Genomic DNA, 19,231 nt, shown 5'->3' with positions numbered 1-19,231 from the left:
AATAAAAAAGACCAACAATTACTGTTGGTCTTTTTTATTATATATCTTAAAATGATTAATCTAAGTAGTAAATGTATCCAAAGTTTAACCATACTAACCAATCGTTGTATTTGTTGTAGTCTAGTTTATGGTCTAAACCGTCAATCCAATCACTAAAATAGTATTGCCAACGAAGGTCTAGCATTAAATCGGATAATTCGGTTAATTTATATCTAACACCAACACTAGTTACAACAGACCACGCATTGACTTTATCTAAATTAATAGGATATTCAGTATCAGTTGCAGGATCAAACCAATAGGAATAAATATTGTTTTGGTTAAAGATGTTTCCGTCACCATAATCAGTACTTCCTTGTGGACTAGATGAGGTATAATGCGCTCCTAAACTTATAAAGGGAGCAAACCTATAACTAAACGCTTGAAACGAACGAATACTCAGTGGGAAATATTCTAACTGCATACCAACATCAAAATTTTCAGCCACACCACGTTGCGCTCTTAATCTATCAGCATTATCACTTACGTTATCTGGTCCTACCCATTCACCATGATGTTGTAGGTTGGTTTTATTCCAAGATATTTCACTACGAAGTTTAAAGTGATCATTGAAGTAGGTGTCAGTAGAGTAGCAGTTACAGTCTGCTCTGTAAGCAAAATTGATGTAGTGAACTATACCAATACCAATACCAGAGTTTCCAAAATTGGTTTCTTCTTCGTTTCTACTACCAAAATCTGATCTAAATTGAACTGGTCCAACTATAGCACCAATTTCGTGGGAAAAACCTAGTTGAGAAAACACATTATTTACATTTGCAAGAAGAACAAATATAATGGTTAACTGTTTCAAATTAAGCGCCATATGGTTTCTTTTAGTGAGGGCATAGATATCAACAAATATATAAAAACTGCTTTAACTACCAAATAATTAGTGTTTAAGCTATAATTATAATTTAAACGTTCTGATTTATAAGATTGTTACTCTCATATTATTTTTTTGAGAATAATAAAAAAATAAGTTGTATTTTTTAGAGATAACGTATCTTTGTGCCTTGAAATTATCAATGCATTATTAAATAAATATATAATGAAAGAAAAAATTGAAGCTTTTTTAGACCTTGTAAAAGAAAGAAATGGTCAAGAACCTGAGTTTTTACAAGCAGTAGAAGAAGTAGCTGAAACAGTTATTCCTTATATTGCTAAACACGATATTTATCATGGAAAAAACATTCTATTAAGAATGGTTGAGCCAGAAAGAGTGGTGACTTTTAGAGTGTGTTGGGTAGATGATTCTGGTGAAATACAAGTAAATAGAGGTTATAGAATTCAAATGAACTCTGCAATTGGTCCTTACAAAGGAGGATTACGTTTTCATCCATCAGTAAATATGAGTATTCTTAAGTTTTTGGCTTTTGAACAAGTATTTAAAAACAGTTTAACAACTCTGCCAATGGGTGGAGGTAAAGGAGGAAGTGATTTTGATCCTAAAGGAAAAAGTGACAACGAAATTATGCGTTTTTGTCATTCTTTTATGAGTGAATTATTCCGTCATATTGGACCTCAAACAGATGTTCCTGCAGGAGATATTGGAGTAGGTGCTAGAGAAATAGGATTCCTTTTTGGAATGTATAAAAAATTAAGAAACGAGTTTACTGGAGTTTTAACAGGAAAAGGAATGTCTTGGGGTGGTTCTTTAATTAGACCAGAAGCAACAGGTTACGGTAATGTTTACTTTGCTCAAAGTATGCTTAAAACCAAAGGAGATGATTTTAATGGAAAAACAGTAGTGGTTTCTGGATCTGGTAATGTGGCACAATATGCTGCTGAAAAGGCAACTCAATTAGGAGGAAAAGTAGTGACATTATCAGATTCTTCAGGTTACATTTATGATGAAGAAGGTATCGATGCTTCTAAATTAGCGTTTGTAATGGAGCTTAAAAACGTAAAAAGAGGAAGAATTAGTGAGTATGTTGAGAAATATCCTAACGCTAAATTCTTTAAAGGTGAAACGCCATGGAATGTAAAATGTGATGTTGCTTTACCTTGTGCAACACAAAATGAACTTAATGGTGATGATGCTAAAGCATTATTAAATAACGGTTGCATTTGTGTAAGTGAAGGTGCTAACATGCCATCAACTAAAGAGGCGATTGCAGAATTCCATAAAGCTAAAATATTGTTTGCTCCAGGAAAAGCATCTAACGCAGGAGGTGTTGCAACTTCTGGTTTAGAGATGACTCAAAACTCGTTACGTTACAACTGGACGAGAGATGAAGTAGACAATAAGTTAAAAGAAATTATGGCTAACATACATGAAGCATGTATTGAGTATGGTAAAGATGAAGATGGTTATGTTGACTATGTTAGAGGAGCGAACATTGCAGGTTTTGTAAAAGTTGCTGATGCTATGCTAGCTCAAGGAGTAGTGTAATTTCAAATAAAAAATAAAAAGAGTAATAAGGCCTATGAAAATCATAGGTCTTTTTTTATTTGGACAAGTTTTCAAACAAATTACGTTCAATCATCTCAAAAATGACAATATCTGGTTTTTCCTTATTTATTAACTCTTTATTTAGTTTATAACCTCTTAAGTATATAGTAGTTCCAAAACTTTCATTGAAAAATCCCATCCAAGCATTGGCAAAAGAATCTCTATGCATTAGTAATGTTTTAGTTTTGCTGGGGTTTGAAAAGACTTGTTTATGATATTTGCTAAAAATAATTTTGGTTGCTATTGTATCTTTTTTCTGTAAAAAAATAGCATCTTCTTTGAAAGTTAGGTTTATCTGCTGCGTAACATCATTTACTTTTATAGGTTGAATAACTTCTTCATACTCTTCAATGCCTGCTATAGGTAAATCATGAGTTTTATTTATAATTTTCATAGTATAGTTATAGCCTATATATGCACCATAGTCGTTCCAATGTGTGTTGGTTTTATAGTATAGTAGCTTTTCGCTTTTCGCCTTAACTAGTGTGTCTCTTAAATAAACAATTTCAAAATCTATTTCTTTTTTTAAATAGTCATTTAGTATTTCTAAACGTGTTTTCTTTTGAGGATGACTATAAGGTAAGTATTCAGGATAAACTCTGTGTTTATTAGGAGGTACAACTATTTTAAAGTCTATTCCTTTTGAAGTTAAAAAGCTTCTCATAGACTCAATGTTGTTTTTTATCGTCTCTAACTCTTGAGAATCAATAACAGTATTATAACCAAAGCTGTCATCAAATAAGTTGTTATATTCATTTCCTAAGAAATACCAGCCACTTTTTCCTACTACGCAACTATTGGGTAATGGGCTGACATTGATGTTGTTTTTAAATTTAAAATATGAATCTATTAGCTCAGTTTTTAAGCCAAATTCTTTTTGAAATAACTCATTAACTCTATCAATTTCACTAAGCTCTTCTTCATTTTTATTTTGTTTTTTCTCTTTAGGATTAAAAAACATTATAGTACTAGGAACAATAAGCAAAGCCATAAACAGTATTATGGTGAGTAGTTGTGATATTTTTTTATAATTACTCATTAAAACCTAAAGTATATAAAAGGATTGTAAGAGTCTGAAGCAATATACATACAGCAAATTATAAATAGAACAGTTAGTCCAACAGGTCTAAGTAGCAGTAAGCTCTTATTTAGTTGATGTAATTGACTGTGCAGTAACCTAGCTTTAATAAATTTGTAAATAGGCATAGAAAACACAAGAGCTAAAATTAGAGCTATAGCAACCTCTTTGTTAAGGTAGTATGCTATAAAATCAAGGTTGATACTACTATTAAAGGAGAACATGCTTGTTAAGTAATTAAAAGCATAACTTAAGTTGTCACTTCTAAAAAAAACCCAAGAAACAGTTACAATTAGTAGTAAATAAAAATGGGAAACAATACGGTTTTTGACAAGCACTTTTTTAAGCCCAATACGTTCTATTATAATGAATAAACCATGAAACAAACCCCAAACAATAAATGTCCAACTTGCGCCATGCCAAAGACCAGTAACAAAAAAAACAATCATTAAATTAAAATAAGTGCGATTATTTCCTTTTCTGTTTCCACCTAGAGAGATGTAAACATAATCTTTAAACCAATTAGACAAAGTCATGTGCCAGCGTCTCCAAAACTCTTGAACAGTCTTGGATATATATGGAAAATTGAAATTTTCGGGAAAGTTAAACCCAAGCATTTTACCTATTCCTATTGCCATATCTGAATAACCTGAAAAATCGTAATAAATTTGGAAACTATAGGCTATAACTCCTAACCAAGCAGTAATAGCACTCATCTCTCCGTCTGGTAAGTTAAATATAGCATCAGCTAAATAGGCACAGTTATTAGCTATAATCATTTTTTTTGCTAATCCAATAATGAAGCGTTCAACACCTTTAGAAAAAGAATCTACTGTAACTTTTCTGTTTTTTAATTCATGTTGTATTTCACTATACCTTACAATAGGTCCAGCAATTAATTGAGGGAATAAAGTTACATATGTAGCAAAATCAATAAAGTTTTTATTAGCTTTAATAGTTCCTCTATAAACGTCAATAGTATAAGACATAGTTTGAAAAGTATAGAAACTAATACCTAAAGGTAAAACAACATCAGCAAATCTAGTACTGTTCTCAATGCTTACATTAAAAACACTGAGTAAATCACAAAGATTTGAGAATACAAAGTTTGAATACTTAAAATAAATAAGTATACCTAAATTGAAGAAAACAGAAATAAATAAGCCTACTTTTCTTTTGCCAGAATTAATAATTAAACCACAACAATAATCAACTATTGCAGAAAGTAAGATAAGTATTACCAGTTCTTTTTCTCCCCAAGTATAAAAAAGAACACTAACAAGCAATAAAAAAAAGTTTTTTACCCTTTTGGGAATGATTAAATATAGTAGAATTACTAAAGGTAGAAAAGCAAATAAAAAAACAGGGCTACTAAACAGCATTGACTGTATTGTTATTAATGAGTAATGAAGTCAAAAATACAATAATTAATATTATTTTTGGTTAATATTATTTTGAACTTATTTTGTCTTATGAAGTTAAATTTACACATTGCTGTACTTGCTTTAATTTTCTCTTTTAATTTATCGTTTGCTCAGGACTATTCTGATTTGTGGGCTGAACATTTTTCTTATTTAGAGATTACTGATGTCGCAAATGATGAAGACAAGATATATGTAGCTTCTCAAAATTCTATTTTTGTTTACAATACGATTACTTCTGAAATACAAGAAATAACTACCATTAATGGACTTTCAGGAGAAGATATTACTACAATTCATTATAGCTCAGAATTTGATTATTTATTTCTTGGTCATGAAAGCGGTTTAATTGAGATTGTTAATATTCAAGATGAAATAGAAGTTATATCTGTTGTTGATATTGTAAACAAAGAAACAATACCACCTAATATCAAGAGAATTAATCATTTTTATGAAGATGATGGAACAATATATATATCAACTAATTATGGTATTTCTGTTTTTAATTTAACAAATATTGAGTTTGGAGATACTTATTATATTGGATCAGGCAACACATTTGTTGAAGTAACACAAACAACGACTAGTAATGGCATTATTTACGCTGCATGTAAATCAGGAAACGGTATGAAAATGGCTAATCTTTCTAATCCTAACTTAATTGATGCTACGCAGTGGTCAACAATAATAAGTGGTAACTATGTTGCCGTTTTAAGTGTTTTGGATAGTGTATATGCAGTTAGACTCAATGGAACTGTATATGAAATTGATGGAAGTACATTGACCCAATTATTTATCATTAATGGAGAAATAATGGACACACAAATAGCTCAAGATAAAATAGTAGTAACAGTTAGCACTATGTCTAATGTTTACAATGAAAATTTTGATTTGATTTTTTCTCAAACTATTCCTGTTGATTTAGAGACAAAATACACCACAGGAACTATTGACGCAAACGGCACTATATTTATTGGAACAGAGGGGATACAAAATATAGGTAAACCTGCATACGGGTTACTCAAGTTTTCTAACGATGATACATATCAGTTTATACATCCTGACGGACCTCTCAGGAATGACGTATTTGAGGTTAATGCAAATAATAATGAAGTTTGGACAGTTTTTGGAGGTTATTCAAATTCGTTTGCTTTTAGTGGAGGATTGGCTAGGTCTGGAATAAGTCACTTTAAAGATGAACAGTGGATAAATAAACCTTATGATTCAATTTTGTCTATTGTTGATTTTCCAAGATATTTATCTCACATAGCAATTAACCCTTTTAATAATTCTCAAGTATATATATCATCTTATTATTCTGGTTTATTAGAGGTTTTAGACGATGAAATTGTTGGAATATATAATCAAGATAATAGTACTATTGTTCCTTTTGCAGCAAGTTTGCATTTAACATTGGTTAATCATTTTGATGATAGAGGTGTGTTGTGGGTCGCTAATGGAAGAGTAGATAGACCACTTAATAAATTTGTAGATGGAAATTGGACATCATATGATTTCTTGTCGCTCATTAATCCATCTGATAGTAATTTAGGCTTTTCTTCAATTCAAGTTGACTCTCAAAATAAAGTTTATTTAGGGACTTTTAGTTATGGTTTAGTAATTTGTGATACTGAAAGTGCAGATGCTCCAGTTATAAATATTGTTTCATTAGAACAAAATATGCCAGTTGAAGATGTGAGAGCCTTAGCTCTAGATAGGAATAACGCATTATGGATTGGAACTAGAAAAGGGTTAAGAGTTTTATATAATACTTCAAATGTTTTTGAACAACAGTCACTTTCGGTTAATGAAATAGTAATTTTAGATAATGGAATCCCTCAAGAATTATTGTCTAATCAATTAATTACTGACATTGAAGTAGATGGTTCTAACAATAAATGGGTAGCGACATCTACTTCAGGAATTTTTTACTTTTCTCCTGATGGGCAAGAAACAATTTATCATTTTACAAAAGACAATTCTCCTTTACCTTCAAATACTATTAATGATGTTTCAATTGATAATAGTAACGGAGAAGTGTTTATAGCTACAGACAAAGGAATGGTTTCTTTTCTTTCTGGAGGATCAAAGCCTGAAGATGAGTTAAAAAATGCCTTTGTGTATCCAAACCCTGTTAGGCCTGAATATGATCTTTTAGGGTATAATGATTTAAATAATATTACAAAAGGAGTCAAAATAAAAGGGCTTACTGAAAATGTAAACGTAAAGATTACTGATATTGAGGGCAATTTGGTTGCCGAGGCTCAATCTAACGTTAACCAAAGGTCTTCTAACTATAATTTTGCTATTGATGGTGGAACAGGAGTGTGGAATGGTAAAAACCTAGCTAATAATGTTGTTGCAACAGGTGTGTATCTAATTATGATTTCCGATTTAGATTCTTTTGAAACAAAAGTTTTAAAGCTCCTCATTGTAAGATAATCCAATTACACAGTTTATGCTTATAAAAACTAATGTAATTGTTCTTTCAAAACTCAAATACAGAGATAACGATCTTATTGTAAAATGCTATACCAAGCATAGAGGTTTGGTGAGTTATATTTTAAGAGGTGTTCTCAAATCTAGAAAAGGTAGTGCTAAAACTGCCTATTTTCAACCGTTAACTCAGCTTCAAGTTGAAGAAAACTATCGACCTAATCAATCTCTTCAAACCCTTAAAGAAGTTAAACCTAAGTATGTTTACGAAAGTATAAATACCAATGTTTTAAAAGGGTCTGTTGCTATGTTTTTGTCAGAAGTGTTATCAAATACATTAAAAGAGGAGGAGAAAAATGATTTGTTGTTTGAATATTTAGAGACTACACTACTTTGGTTGGATAATGAAAGTAGTTTTTCAAACTTTCATCTATTATTTTTACTTAATCTAACAAAGCATTTAGGGTTTTATCCTCAACAGTCAAATATTGATAATAAATACTTTAACTTAAGCAGTGGAGAGTTTGAGGTAAACAAGACTAACATGTATTCCATTTCTGGAGAAAATTTAGTGCTCTTAAAACAGCTGTTAGGCATAAATTTTGATGCATTAAGTACGATTAAATTAAACTCAAAACAAAGGCAATCGTTTTTAAATATGATATTACTTTATTATGAGTTACACTTAGGAGATTTTAAAAAACCTAAATCGCTAACTGTTTTTAATCAAGTGTTTAACTAACTAAAACCAACAAAAAAACGTACAATGAAACACAAATTTCTATTTGTATTAATTTGCTTTACTTCATTTTTACAGGCACAACAAATTCAAGTTCTTGAAAAAGGGACAAATTTACCCATTTCTGGAGTTACAATTTATAATTCTGATAAATCTAAATCGGTAATTACTGATATCGATGGATATACGACTTTAAGTCAGTTTGATGATAATGAAACAATCTTTTTTCAAAACTTGTTATATCAAAAACTAAAAACAACCAAAGAGGAAATAGCAAGTAACAATTTTATTGTGTATTTAACTCAAAACGTTGAAGGGTTGAATGAGGTAGTAGTTTCTGCCTCAAAATTTGAACAAAGCAAGAGAGATATTCCTCAGAAAGTGATCAGCTTTGATGCTGAAAAAATTCAGTTTTCAAATCCGCAAACAAGTGCAGATTTGTTGGAAAACACAGGGAATATTTATGTTCAAAAAAGCCAGTTGGGTGGTGGAAGCCCAATGATTAGAGGGTTTTCAACTAACCGATTGCTGATAACAGTTGATGGTGTTAGAATGAATAATGCCATTTTTAGAGGAGGTAATCTTCAAAATGTAATCTCTATTGATCCTTTTTCTATTCAAAATACCGAAGTTAATTTAGGAGCAGGCTCTGTTGTTTATGGTAGCGATGCTATTGGTGGAGTTATGAGTTTTTATACTAAAAAACCTCAGCTTTCGTATTCAGACTCTTTGTTTTTTAAAGCCAATGCAATAGCAAGATATGCAACAGCAAATAGTGAAAAAACAGGACATTTAGACTTAAATTTCGGACTTAAAAAATGGGCATTTTTAACAAGCGTAAGTTATACTAATTTTGACGATTTAAGAATGGGAGCTCATGGTCCAGATGAATACATTAGACCTGAATATGTTGAAACCATTAATGGCGAAGACGTTATTGTTGCTAATGATGAACCCTTAGTACAAAAACCAACAGGCTATGATCAAATTAATCTTCTGCAAAAAATTAAGTATCAACCAGAAGATAGCCAAAGCTTTGATTTAGGGCTGTATTATACTGAAACTTCAGAGTATTCTAGATACGACCGATTAATAAGATATCGAGGCGACGATTTAAGATCTGCCGAATGGAATTACGGACCACAACGTTGGTTTATGGCAAACTTACAGTACACTAAACTGAGCAGTAACTCTAGCTTTTATGATAAAATACAAACGAATGTTGCTTTTCAAAATTTTCAGGAAAGCAGAATTGATAGAGATTTTCAGTCTGTTGAAAGAAATACAACCGAAGAAAGTGTAAACGCTATATCATTTAACCTTGATCTTGAAAAGCAGTTGGGTTCAAAAACAGAGTTGTTTTATGGTGTAGAATACGTTTACAATAAAATTAAATCAGACGGAAACACATACAACATAGAAACCAACGAGACTGCTAACGCTGTGTCAAGATATCCTGATGGTTCCGATTGGCAATCTATGGCAGCTTACACAAGTTTGAAATATAAGCCTAATCCTAAATTTGTTTTCCAAACAGGAGTGCGTTATAATCATATTATTTCAAATGCTGATTTTACTGAAAACAATCAGTTTTTGAACCTTCCGTTTAATGAATCAAAAATTAATGCAGGAGCATTTACTGGTACAGCAGGAATAAGTTGGATACCAAACGAAACCATCCAATGGAAATTAAATGCCTCTTCGGCTTTTAGAGCTCCAAATATGGATGACATTGGTAAAGTGTTCGACTCTGAACCTGGTTCAGTAGTTGTGCCTAATAACAATTTAAAACCAGAGTATGCTTATGGTGGTGAACTTGGGCTTAATTTAAATTTTGATCAAACATTTATCATTGACCTTTCAACGTATTACACCTATTTAGATAATGCACTTGTGCGAAGAGACTTTAATATTAATGGTGAAACTGAAATAGAGTATAATGGTGAATTAAGTAATGTGCAAGCTATTCAAAACGCATCTAAAGCTTGGATTTATGGTTTTGAAGCAGGAGCTCAACTTAATTTTTCTGAAAAGTTTAAACTAACCACACAATATAATATAATAGGAGGGACAGAAGAAGATAATGGTATTGAAGTTCCAGTAAGGCATGCTGCTCCAAACTTTGGAAACACGCATTTAGTTTGGCAAAATGATAAGTTACAGTTAGATGCATTTGCGGTTTATAACAATGAGTTGTCATTTAATCAATTGGCGCCTTCTGAAGCTGAAAAAGATTACATTTATGCTTTGGATGCTAACGGAAATCCTTATTCGCCTTCTTGGTATACTCTTAATTTAAGAACTAAGTATAAGATTACTGATGCAGCAACATTAATAGCGAGTTTAGAAAACATTACTGACCAACGCTATAAAACATATTCATCAGGTATTGCTTCTGCTGGAAGAAATTTAATTCTGTCCTTGATGTACACATTATAAATAAAAAAGCCTCCAACTTAGGAGGCTTTTTTGTGTGATGATTATTTTATTTTCGTTTCACTGCTTTCTTAGTAATTACTTGTCCGTTTGACAATGTTACTTTAGCCAAATAGGTAGCTTGACTTAAAGCCGAAAGGTTATAAATTTCTGAATTGCTATTACCATTAAAGTTGTATAGCGTTCTTCCTAAAAGATCAATAATTTCAACATGTTCAATAGTAATATTTGCACTTATAGTGAATTTAACATCATTGTCGTTAAGCTCAATGATTGTTAAATCTTTAGGACTAATATCTTTATCGTCAATTGATAGCGCTTCTGGCATAAATACAATTTCAAAGCGTTCATTAAACTCACCAGCTTCTGATGTAAAAGTATAATCAGTTTCTGATAAATTATGAGTGATATTTAATAATTTATCTTTTACATAAATAGTATTAGTGGTTAAAAACTCACCTTCTAGTTTTGAGATAGTTAAGGTATAAATTGTAGGTGTATTTATTAATGTACTAAATCCTAAAGGAATTACTTCGTTTAAGGTTAAACTCTCTGGCGCTTTTCCTTGAATGGTGTACTTTTTATCAGAACCTTCAATAATTGAATACATCACAGCATTAACGTTTGGCGAAGCCATAGGAGCATCAAAATACATTTTGTCCAAACCGTTAGTTGCATTATTGACATAACCTACTAAAATTTGATTAAACACTCCATTATCAGTTGTTAAATCTAACCATAATTTATTAGGTGTGTTGGTTGTGTTTTGTCTAAAGAATTGAGAGTTATCGTTGGTTCCTCTTACACGCATTGAATTATTAAAAACAACACGTTTTCTTTGTATATCTCCTGCTTGTGCTGTTGGGTTTGAAACATATTCAGTAGTAGGAGCAGTATCAGACATTGCAATAAAAAATGCTTGACCCGAAGGAATCATTCTATTTGTTGGGTCACTGCTATCTCCACCAGCACTAGTAGCTGTTTCTCCTACACCATTAATGATAGCATAATCACTTTGAGAAAAGTTTAGCTGCTCATTACCGCTTGTATTGCCATCAGGAGGAGTGTTTTGTGACCATAAGTAAATAGCTCCATCAACAACTCTGTTTGTAGCGGTACCTATATCAGCATTGTAATTTAAAAATGCATCAGCACTTATTGCAGAAGGGTATGGGTTTCCAAGTAAATTCCAATTATTATCGTTGGTTTCCTCATCATTTCTATACATCCAAACTTCAATAACACCATTATTAAAAAGACCTCTAAAAGAATAAGTAAATTGACAGTTAGGACCATTATTACAAGGAAGTGCACTAAATAAGCCAGAATCGTGAGTTGAAGCGTATCCAACACCAGGAGTCATAAAATCACTATTGTTTGTTTGTTGCCAATCGTACCCTGTCCCATCAGCAAATGAGCTTGGATCATCTATATTGTCTTGACCAATTATAAATGTGTTAGTATTGTTAATTTCTTGATTAGAATCTCTATAGTCTTGAGCGCTAAATTTAAAACGCCTGTTACTCGAAGCATCTACTAAAGCATCTCCAATACTTTCTTCAAAAACAGGCGAACTCCAGTAGGTGTATTCATACCAGTTATCCATCATTGCAGTTCTCTTATTAACTTGAATATTGTCAGGATTATCGGCAGTTACTAAACCATCATCATTAATTTGTACAAAAGCACCTTGAGGATGAACTAATATTGAAGCTGTACCATTTAGTATAAGGTCATTACCAACTTCTACATACGTGTTAATACCACCATTGTTAGCATCTGCAATAATAAGTTCTGCATCATTAATGATTAAATTACAAGCCTCAAAGCTTGTTTCTCCATTAACATTTACACTAGTGTTATAATCGGCATTTAAAATTGCAGTCTTATTAGAAGCAGGAGCAGATGACCAGTTTGTTCCGTCCCAAATTGCTGTTTCAGCACTTATTTTAACAGCATTACTAGCTGTATAACAAGTGCTAGAATTTTCCCTAACTTGACAATAGAATTGATAATCAATATAAGTAATTGGGTTAATTATATCTAGTGTTGCTGATGTTGAATCATTATTAAAATCGACATTATTAGGAACAACAACAAAAGTAGTAGCGTTTGGTGCAAGGTAGTACCATTGATAACTTAAAGGTAGACCTCCTGCAACACCTTCAGAGCCATTTACTGTAAGTTGAATGGAGTTATTACAGTCAAAAGTAGGTGTGTTTAATACAGAAACTGTTGGTGGAATTCCTAAAGAAAAATCAAATAGCCCAATGTCTACATAATCAGAATCAGAACAATCAGTCCAGTCAATCATATCCCAATCATTAATGTCAAATGTGCTAGAAGGCAATGGAGTAGCATTATTTTGTCTTCTAAAATTAACACCATCACCACCAATACCTAGTCCATTAGCCCATGTGCTACTTCCATAAACTCCAAATGCATCAATAATAGAAGTTGTGGAAATTCTGTAAAGAGCAATCATATCAGAGCTATTATTGTCAAAATTAATTCCACTTGATGAACTAAAAGTTTGGTTAGGGCTCACACTCAAATTATTTAATGGACTACAAGATGTTGTCCCAAGCGCTACAACATAAACGCTACCAGATGTTAAGTTACCAGATAATACATTTGAACTAGAAGGGCTTGCATTACCATTATTGTATACATTTATTCTATAATCTGATAAATTTATTGTGCCTGATGTACCATTAAAAATCTCAACATAGGATGAACTTCCACTTGTTGCATCTGTAACCTCGCTTATAAATAAATCATTTGGAATTGTTGATGACAGAGCAGTTTCACAACCACTAATTGCATTATCAATAAAAGTAAAAGTATTTGTAGAAGAACAGCCAGTTGGAAATTGAACAACTAAATTTCCTGATGTTGAACCAGCAGGTACTAAAACAACAAGCTCAGTAGAAGTTGAAGAAACCGTCGTCATAAGTAAGCCATTTAATTCAGCGTAGGCTCCAGTTAAATCTTCAGCAGAAGTGATGGTTACTTCAGTGTTTTCAGGTCCTTCAATTGGCCAAATAGAACTAACTAAAGTTGCTGTGCATACTCCTGTGCCTTCAATATCAAAAGTATAAGGGTTCTCGTCGCTATCAGAATTAATTATGCTCACAGTAGCTGTTCTTGTTCCATCAGCAGTAGGAGAAAATTCTATTCTAAATTCAGAATCAGAAGATGAAGCTATAGAAGCATTAGGTTGTAGGGTTACTGTAAAATCACTTGCGTTTGCACCTGTAATTTCAACGACAGGTGCTCCAGTAAGGTTTAAAGCAGTTGCTCCAATGTTTTCTACAAAATAACTTTTTTCAGCACTAGTTGACCCTACGTTTGTTGATCCAAATAATGTGTTGTTTAAGCCATAAGGAGCGTTAAAGCCGTTTGGTATAGTAATATTATTACCTATTACATTTATTTCAGCATTTGTTGGTTGAATAACATTAATGGTGTAATCTTCAACCTCACCAAAATTAAAATCTTCACAAGGTGTTGCGTAAGGTCCTCCATTATCTGATTTTGCACTTACTCTCATTCTTATATTTCCAAGTGCAGCGTTTGTAGGAACTGTAATAGATAAAGGAGATAAAGATGGTTGAGCGTTTGCACTATTGGTGGTTGTTCCTAATTCAAAGGCTTCGTTTCCGGAATTATTAAAAGTTCCGTCCTGATTCCAATCTATCCAAACTTTTACATAAGACGTATAATTACCTGAAGTGTTAACATTAACACTTAAATTATAACTATCACCTAAAGTCAAATTGGTTGTAATTGCTGTGTAATTCGAATAACTATTAGTAGAAACAGTTGTATTATCAATAGTATTTAGATTAACATTTAAAATACCAGACGCATTAGTTCCACCATCAGAACTACAATATGTTAATGTAGGTACTGAACAAACTTCTACTCCTTCGGACCAAGTTGTGCCTCTTCTTATAAATACTTTAAAGCAATAATTTAAGCCATTAACTAAACCAGTAACTGATTTGTTGGTAACATTTGCTGTTGTTTCGTAAACAAGCTGATTAGGTGTAGTATAAACATCATTGTCAGCTCCTGAATAAGCTGAGCCATCACCTGTTGGAGTAAAGGTAACTGAACCTTGGTTAGCTACTATAATTAATTGATCCCAACAAGAAGTAGGTGTTGGATTATTCCAACTTAAATTGACTTGGTTAGTAAGTGGTGTAGCAGTTAGGTTGCTAATATCTCCCTGAGCAATACCATTGGTAACAGTACTTCCACCTGTGCCTCCACTTGACCATCCAGTAAGTGATTCGCCAACATAAGAATATACTGTAAACGAATAATTGTTATTCTCAGTTAATCCTGTAATAGTAGCAGATGTAGCATTACCTTTATAAACGACGCGACCTAATGAAGCAGGTGTTACAGGAGTAGCTAATGAAAAATCTGAATTAGCAGTATAAGTGTTAGCGTCAGTTTTGGTTCCTGCAGGATCGGTTCCTCCGTCGATTGCAAAAACAACATAACCTGTTGGAGTAGTTCCTGTAGCTGGAGGTGTCCAGCTTAAAATAACACTATTATCTTCAAAACAACCTGAAATACCAGTTACGTTATTTGGATTAGGATTAGAAAGATTTAAAGTGGCACTGTTTGATGTTGTTGAACCACAAGCATTACTTAATACACATCTGTAAAGATTACCATCCATTGTCGTGTTTGTAGCTCCTGTTGTATAGGTGTTAGTTGTTGCTCCAGTACCATCTGTTACATTGTTCCAACCCGAACCAGAGTTAACTTCCCATTGGTATGTTGTAGCATTACTAGAAGCAACAGAGAATGTTGCTGTATTTGGTATTATAGCATTTTGATCGGTTGGTTGTGTAGTTATATTAGGAGCAGTAATTCCTGTACCAGTTAAAATGCTTGTAGCATCATCTGTTATTGTTGTGCTACTTATTGTTAAAGTAGCTATTTGCGCTCCAATAGCAGTAGGAGTAAATGTAACATCATAGGTGGCTGTACTAGAAGGAGCAATAGTAGTTGAAGATAAATTGCTTACTACAAACTGAGGGTCATCTGAAACCACATTAACATCAACAGCAGGCACAGTACCATTATTGGTTATTGTATACTGTAGTGTTGTAGCAGATGTATTTAAGCAAGAAGAACCATGGTTTGTTGAAGCGCCTGAAATGGCAAGGTCTGAGGTTGGAGTTACTAACTTATATAATTGCAATTCTTGTTGTCCGGAATTTCCATATGCTGCAAATCTAGGAGCTCCAGCGTTGTAAGAAAGTTGTCTCGATGAATGATCAACATTTAATACTGTAAATTTGCCACTACTATATGAAAAGACCCATCTTTGTTCATCACTGGATACAGCAGTAACAGCATAAGCATGATTACTTGTACCAGTATAAGACACATATCTACTACTAGCTTCATTATAAATGGTTCTACCTGAGCCATTGACTTCAATTCTCCATATAATAGCGGCAGCGGGATTTGAGATTTCACCACTAACTGGTGAAACATTGGTATAACCAAAATAAGATCCGCCATTGTTGTTGTTCATAGCATATTGGTCATCTTCGTTTGTGACAACATAATAACCATCTGTGAGTTCTGCTAAACTTGTAATTTTGGTATAAGTCTGCCCAAACCCAGTTGCGGTTAGGAATAAAAAGGCTATTAATACGAGGGAGTATTTCTTTTTCATAAAGGGGAAAATTATATAACGCTAAAAATACAAGCTGTAAATATAAGCTAAATTACTTAATTTTCAAGGGGTTGAGTTTTCGGTTTTATTAACAAATTGTTACTATTTTTGCACTATGCATCGACCAAAAACATATACTTTAGACGAAGCGCAAAAACGGATGGAACGGTATTGTGCGTATCAAGAACGTTGTCATCAAGAAGTGACCAAAAAGTTATATGAAATGCGAATGATTCCTGAGGCAAGAGACAAAATTATTGTGCATTTACTTGAGCATAATTTTTTAAACGAAGAGCGTTTTACAAAGACGTTTGTTTTAGGGAAGTTTAGAATAAAAAAATGGGGTCGTAAGCGCTTAGAGTTAGAGCTTAAAAGACGGGAAATTAGTGCTTATAATATCAAGTTAGCGTTCAAAGAAATTTCTGATGCTGAATACCTAGAAACCTTTAACCAACTTGCCGAAAAAAAAGTAGCACAAATAAAGGAATCTAATCTTCAAAAGAAAAGAAAAAAACTAGCAGATTATTTACTGTATAGAGGTTGGGAAACCCATTTAGTATTCGATAAAGTAAATGAGCTGATATAAAAAAAGCCCTTGAGTAAATTCTACAAGGACTTTTTTAAAACCAAAGGTGAAATTTAAAACTGCTTTATGAATTTTTTGGTTAATCTAGTATGGTTTGTTAGGGTTGTTTCAATAATATAATTGCCTTTAGAAAGTTGTGAAGTGTTAATAACAACTTCATTGTTATTGGCTTTAGTTTCATTTACTACTTGACCTAAAACGGTATAAAGTTTTACTTGTGTTATGTCTTGAGTTTTGTGTTTAACTTTAATACTCGTTCTGTCTAAATTGTAAATTGAAAAATCATTTATTTCAGCTTCAGAAACACTTAGAGTACTGTTCTCTGTAAAAACTATTTCAAATCTGTTATCATGTTCTCCTGCTATAGCATTAAACGTATAATCAGCTGATGATAAATCATGTTCTATACTTAAAAAATTATCTCTTAAATAAATAGTGTGTGTATTTAAAAAATCTCCTTCAAGCTGAGGTATTGAAATGGTAAATTGAGCGTCTTCAGTTGCTATAAATCCTAATGGGATTATTTCGTTTTCAGTAAGTGTACTAGGCGCTTTACCTTGTATAGCTAGTTTGTGAACATCTGTTTCGTTAATTAGTGAATATAAATAAGCATTAGCACCACTTGCTAGGTTTTTTTCAGCATCATAAAAACTAGAGTCTTCACCGTCAGTTGCACCATTAACATAAGCCACAAGAGTTTGATTAAATGCACCATTGTTATTGGTAAGGTTAACCCATAATCTACTTTCGGCTGAAGGACTACAAGAACCTGCATCTCTAAAAAATTGATTGTTACTAATGTCGTCTCCCATACGCATGCTGTTGGTAAAGGTTACATTGGCGTTTGCTAAACCTTGAATAAAAAAGCTCTGTCCTGAAGGGATGTATCTACAAGGTACAATGCCTGATCCACCTGCAATTTGTCCGCTTCCGTTAATAACAGCATAATCATTGGTGTTAAAGTTTAGCGTTTCATTACCTGTGTTATTACCACTAGGAGGTGATGCTTGTGACCATAAATAAACTGCGTTAGAGACTATACCTGTATTTTCAGTAAAAAAGGCATCAACACTTATTGCTGAAGGATATGGATTTCCTATCATATTCCAATCGTTATCTCCATTGTCTCCATTATAATATATAGGTGTCGTTATATCTCCTGTGTTAAATGGTCCGCTAAAGGTGTATGGATATGAAGTTCCAGATGAAAACCCACTTGCTGTATGTGTTGCTGCATATCCTGTTCCTGGTTGTAAAACTGTTGCGTCAGAAATACTTTGCCAATCGTTACCATCATCATCAATATTATCATGTCCAGCAACATATGTTCCAGTATTTCCAATTTCATCTAAAACATCAAGATAATTTTGTGCATTATAAACAAAACGATATTGAGATGATGAAAGCGCATCTCCAGCAGTTTCACCAACAACTGGCGAACTCCAATAGGTATAATTGTACCAGTTGTTTAATTGTGCAGTTTGCTTTACAACGTTAGAAGTACCACCTACATTAACAGTAAATGTACCTGTATCTTCAACTTGCACGAAAGCACCATAATGAGCTACAGTTATTGTTCCATCAACTACTACGTCAGTAGTTACAGAGACATGTGTGTTATCACCAACTGATAATGTATGACCTGCATTAACTTGAAGACTCCACGAGTTTATATTTCCTTGAAGATTAGTAATATAATCAGCATTTATCTCAACAATACTGTTTTCGTTAGGTTGAGAGTTGCTCCATGAAGTTCCATTCCATGTCGTAGAGTGTCTAACAACTTCACCACTTACAGAAACAGATTCAGAAACAGAAGGGTTTGGTAATAACTCAGGGGCTGAAATTGCTATAGTTCCATTATAGTTTCCAATAACTAGTCCGCTTTCAAGTCTAATGTAAACGATTACGGAGCCTGAGCTAATTAATGCTCCTGGAATAGTAATTTCAGAACTATATCCTGAGTTTTCATTAGTAGAAACCTCATAACCAGTTGGGGCAGTAATGGTGTAAGGTCTACTTAATGAAAACGCATCGGATACTAAAAAAAATTGTGCAGCTGAGGGACCATTTTCATATTCGTATGAAAATCCACTAATTGAAGGAACGCTAACAGTGTAGGCTAAAGCTTTTGCTTGTGTTAATACTCCAAAGCAAAAAGCAATGGTCAATACACGTATAACTCGTAGGTTAAGTAATTTAATTATCATAGGTTAAGTTTGGATTTGGTTAATCGTTGAGTAATTATACAACTTTAGATTAACTCACCTATGAAATGCAATTTGTTTTCGATTAAACGATTATTTATGTAGGATAAATCTTAATTTGTGGTGAATA

The 19,231-nt window shown here is 32.7% G+C and carries 10 protein-coding genes; 5 read left to right on the top strand and 5 right to left on the bottom strand.

The window, feature by feature from the left end; all coding sequences use genetic code 11:
- Nucleotides 1–55 precede the first annotated feature (55 nt).
- A complete protein-coding gene (locus DMZ43_RS03640; protein WP_131506261.1) occupies nt 56–862 on the bottom strand; it encodes a glutamate dehydrogenase in 807 nt (268 codons plus the stop codon).
- A gap of 225 nt (nt 863–1,087) precedes the next feature.
- Between DMZ43_RS03640 and gdhA the strand changes: the two genes are divergently transcribed.
- Entirely contained in the window at nt 1,088–2,431 is a 1,344-nt protein-coding gene (gene gdhA / locus DMZ43_RS03635) for an NADP-specific glutamate dehydrogenase (RefSeq protein ID WP_129759622.1), read from the top strand.
- 55 nt (nt 2,432–2,486) lie between these two features.
- Here the strand turns inward: gdhA and DMZ43_RS03630 are convergent, their stop codons facing one another.
- Together DMZ43_RS03630 and DMZ43_RS03625 are read right to left on the bottom strand one after the other, a co-directional pair.
- Complete coding sequence (locus tag DMZ43_RS03630; RefSeq protein WP_131506260.1) at nt 2,487–3,530, bottom strand: hypothetical protein; 1,044 nt, start codon at nt 3,528–3,530, stop codon at nt 2,487–2,489.
- The gene (locus DMZ43_RS03625) at nt 3,530–4,855 is read right to left on the bottom strand and encodes an MBOAT family protein (protein WP_238155763.1); all 1,326 of its coding nucleotides are present in this window, start codon (nt 4,853–4,855) and stop codon (nt 3,530–3,532) included. The genes DMZ43_RS03630 and DMZ43_RS03625 overlap by 1 nt, the downstream gene beginning before the upstream one ends.
- Nucleotides 4,856–5,041: 186 nt before the next feature.
- Here DMZ43_RS03625 and DMZ43_RS03620 point away from each other — a divergent pair, with 186 nt between their 5' ends.
- The 3 genes from DMZ43_RS03620 to DMZ43_RS03610 are packed head-to-tail and all read left to right on the top strand — an operon-like array spanning nt 5,042 to nt 10,604.
- Complete coding sequence (locus DMZ43_RS03620) at nt 5,042–7,432, top strand: ABC transporter substrate-binding protein (protein WP_131506258.1); 2,391 nt, start codon at nt 5,042–5,044, stop codon at nt 7,430–7,432.
- A 16-nt stretch (nt 7,433–7,448) separates the two neighbouring features.
- Entirely contained in the window at nt 7,449–8,168 is a 720-nt protein-coding gene (gene recO, locus DMZ43_RS03615; RefSeq protein ID WP_131506257.1) for a DNA repair protein RecO, read from the top strand.
- 24 nt (nt 8,169–8,192) lie between these two features.
- The gene (locus DMZ43_RS03610) at nt 8,193–10,604 is read left to right on the top strand and encodes a TonB-dependent receptor domain-containing protein (protein ID WP_131506256.1); all 2,412 of its coding nucleotides are present in this window, start codon (nt 8,193–8,195) and stop codon (nt 10,602–10,604) included.
- Nucleotides 10,605–10,650: 46 nt separating this feature from the next.
- Here DMZ43_RS03610 and DMZ43_RS03605 read toward each other — a convergent pair whose 3' ends face one another.
- On the bottom strand, nt 10,651–16,308 hold the full coding sequence (locus DMZ43_RS03605; protein ID WP_131506255.1) for a GEVED domain-containing protein: 5,658 nt from the start codon (nt 16,306–16,308) through the stop codon (nt 10,651–10,653).
- Between the two features lie 115 nt (nt 16,309–16,423).
- Between DMZ43_RS03605 and DMZ43_RS03600 the strand changes: the two genes are divergently transcribed.
- The gene (locus DMZ43_RS03600) at nt 16,424–16,894 is read left to right on the top strand and encodes a regulatory protein RecX (RefSeq protein ID WP_131506254.1); all 471 of its coding nucleotides are present in this window, start codon (nt 16,424–16,426) and stop codon (nt 16,892–16,894) included.
- 53 nt (nt 16,895–16,947) lie between these two features.
- On the opposite strand, the gene DMZ43_RS03595 is transcribed toward DMZ43_RS03600, so the two are convergent.
- Nucleotides 16,948–19,104 (bottom strand): T9SS type A sorting domain-containing protein, encoded by a 2,157-nt coding sequence (locus DMZ43_RS03595; RefSeq protein ID WP_131506253.1) that lies wholly within the window; start codon nt 19,102–19,104, stop codon nt 16,948–16,950.
- Between the last annotated feature and the right edge of the window lie 127 nt (nt 19,105–19,231).

The organism is Meridianimaribacter sp. CL38 (genome assembly GCF_004328055.1).
In the GTDB taxonomy this organism is placed as follows: domain Bacteria; phylum Bacteroidota; class Bacteroidia; order Flavobacteriales; family Flavobacteriaceae; genus Gaetbulibacter_B; species Gaetbulibacter_B jejuensis.
This window is presented reverse-complemented; position numbering and strand designations above follow the sequence as displayed.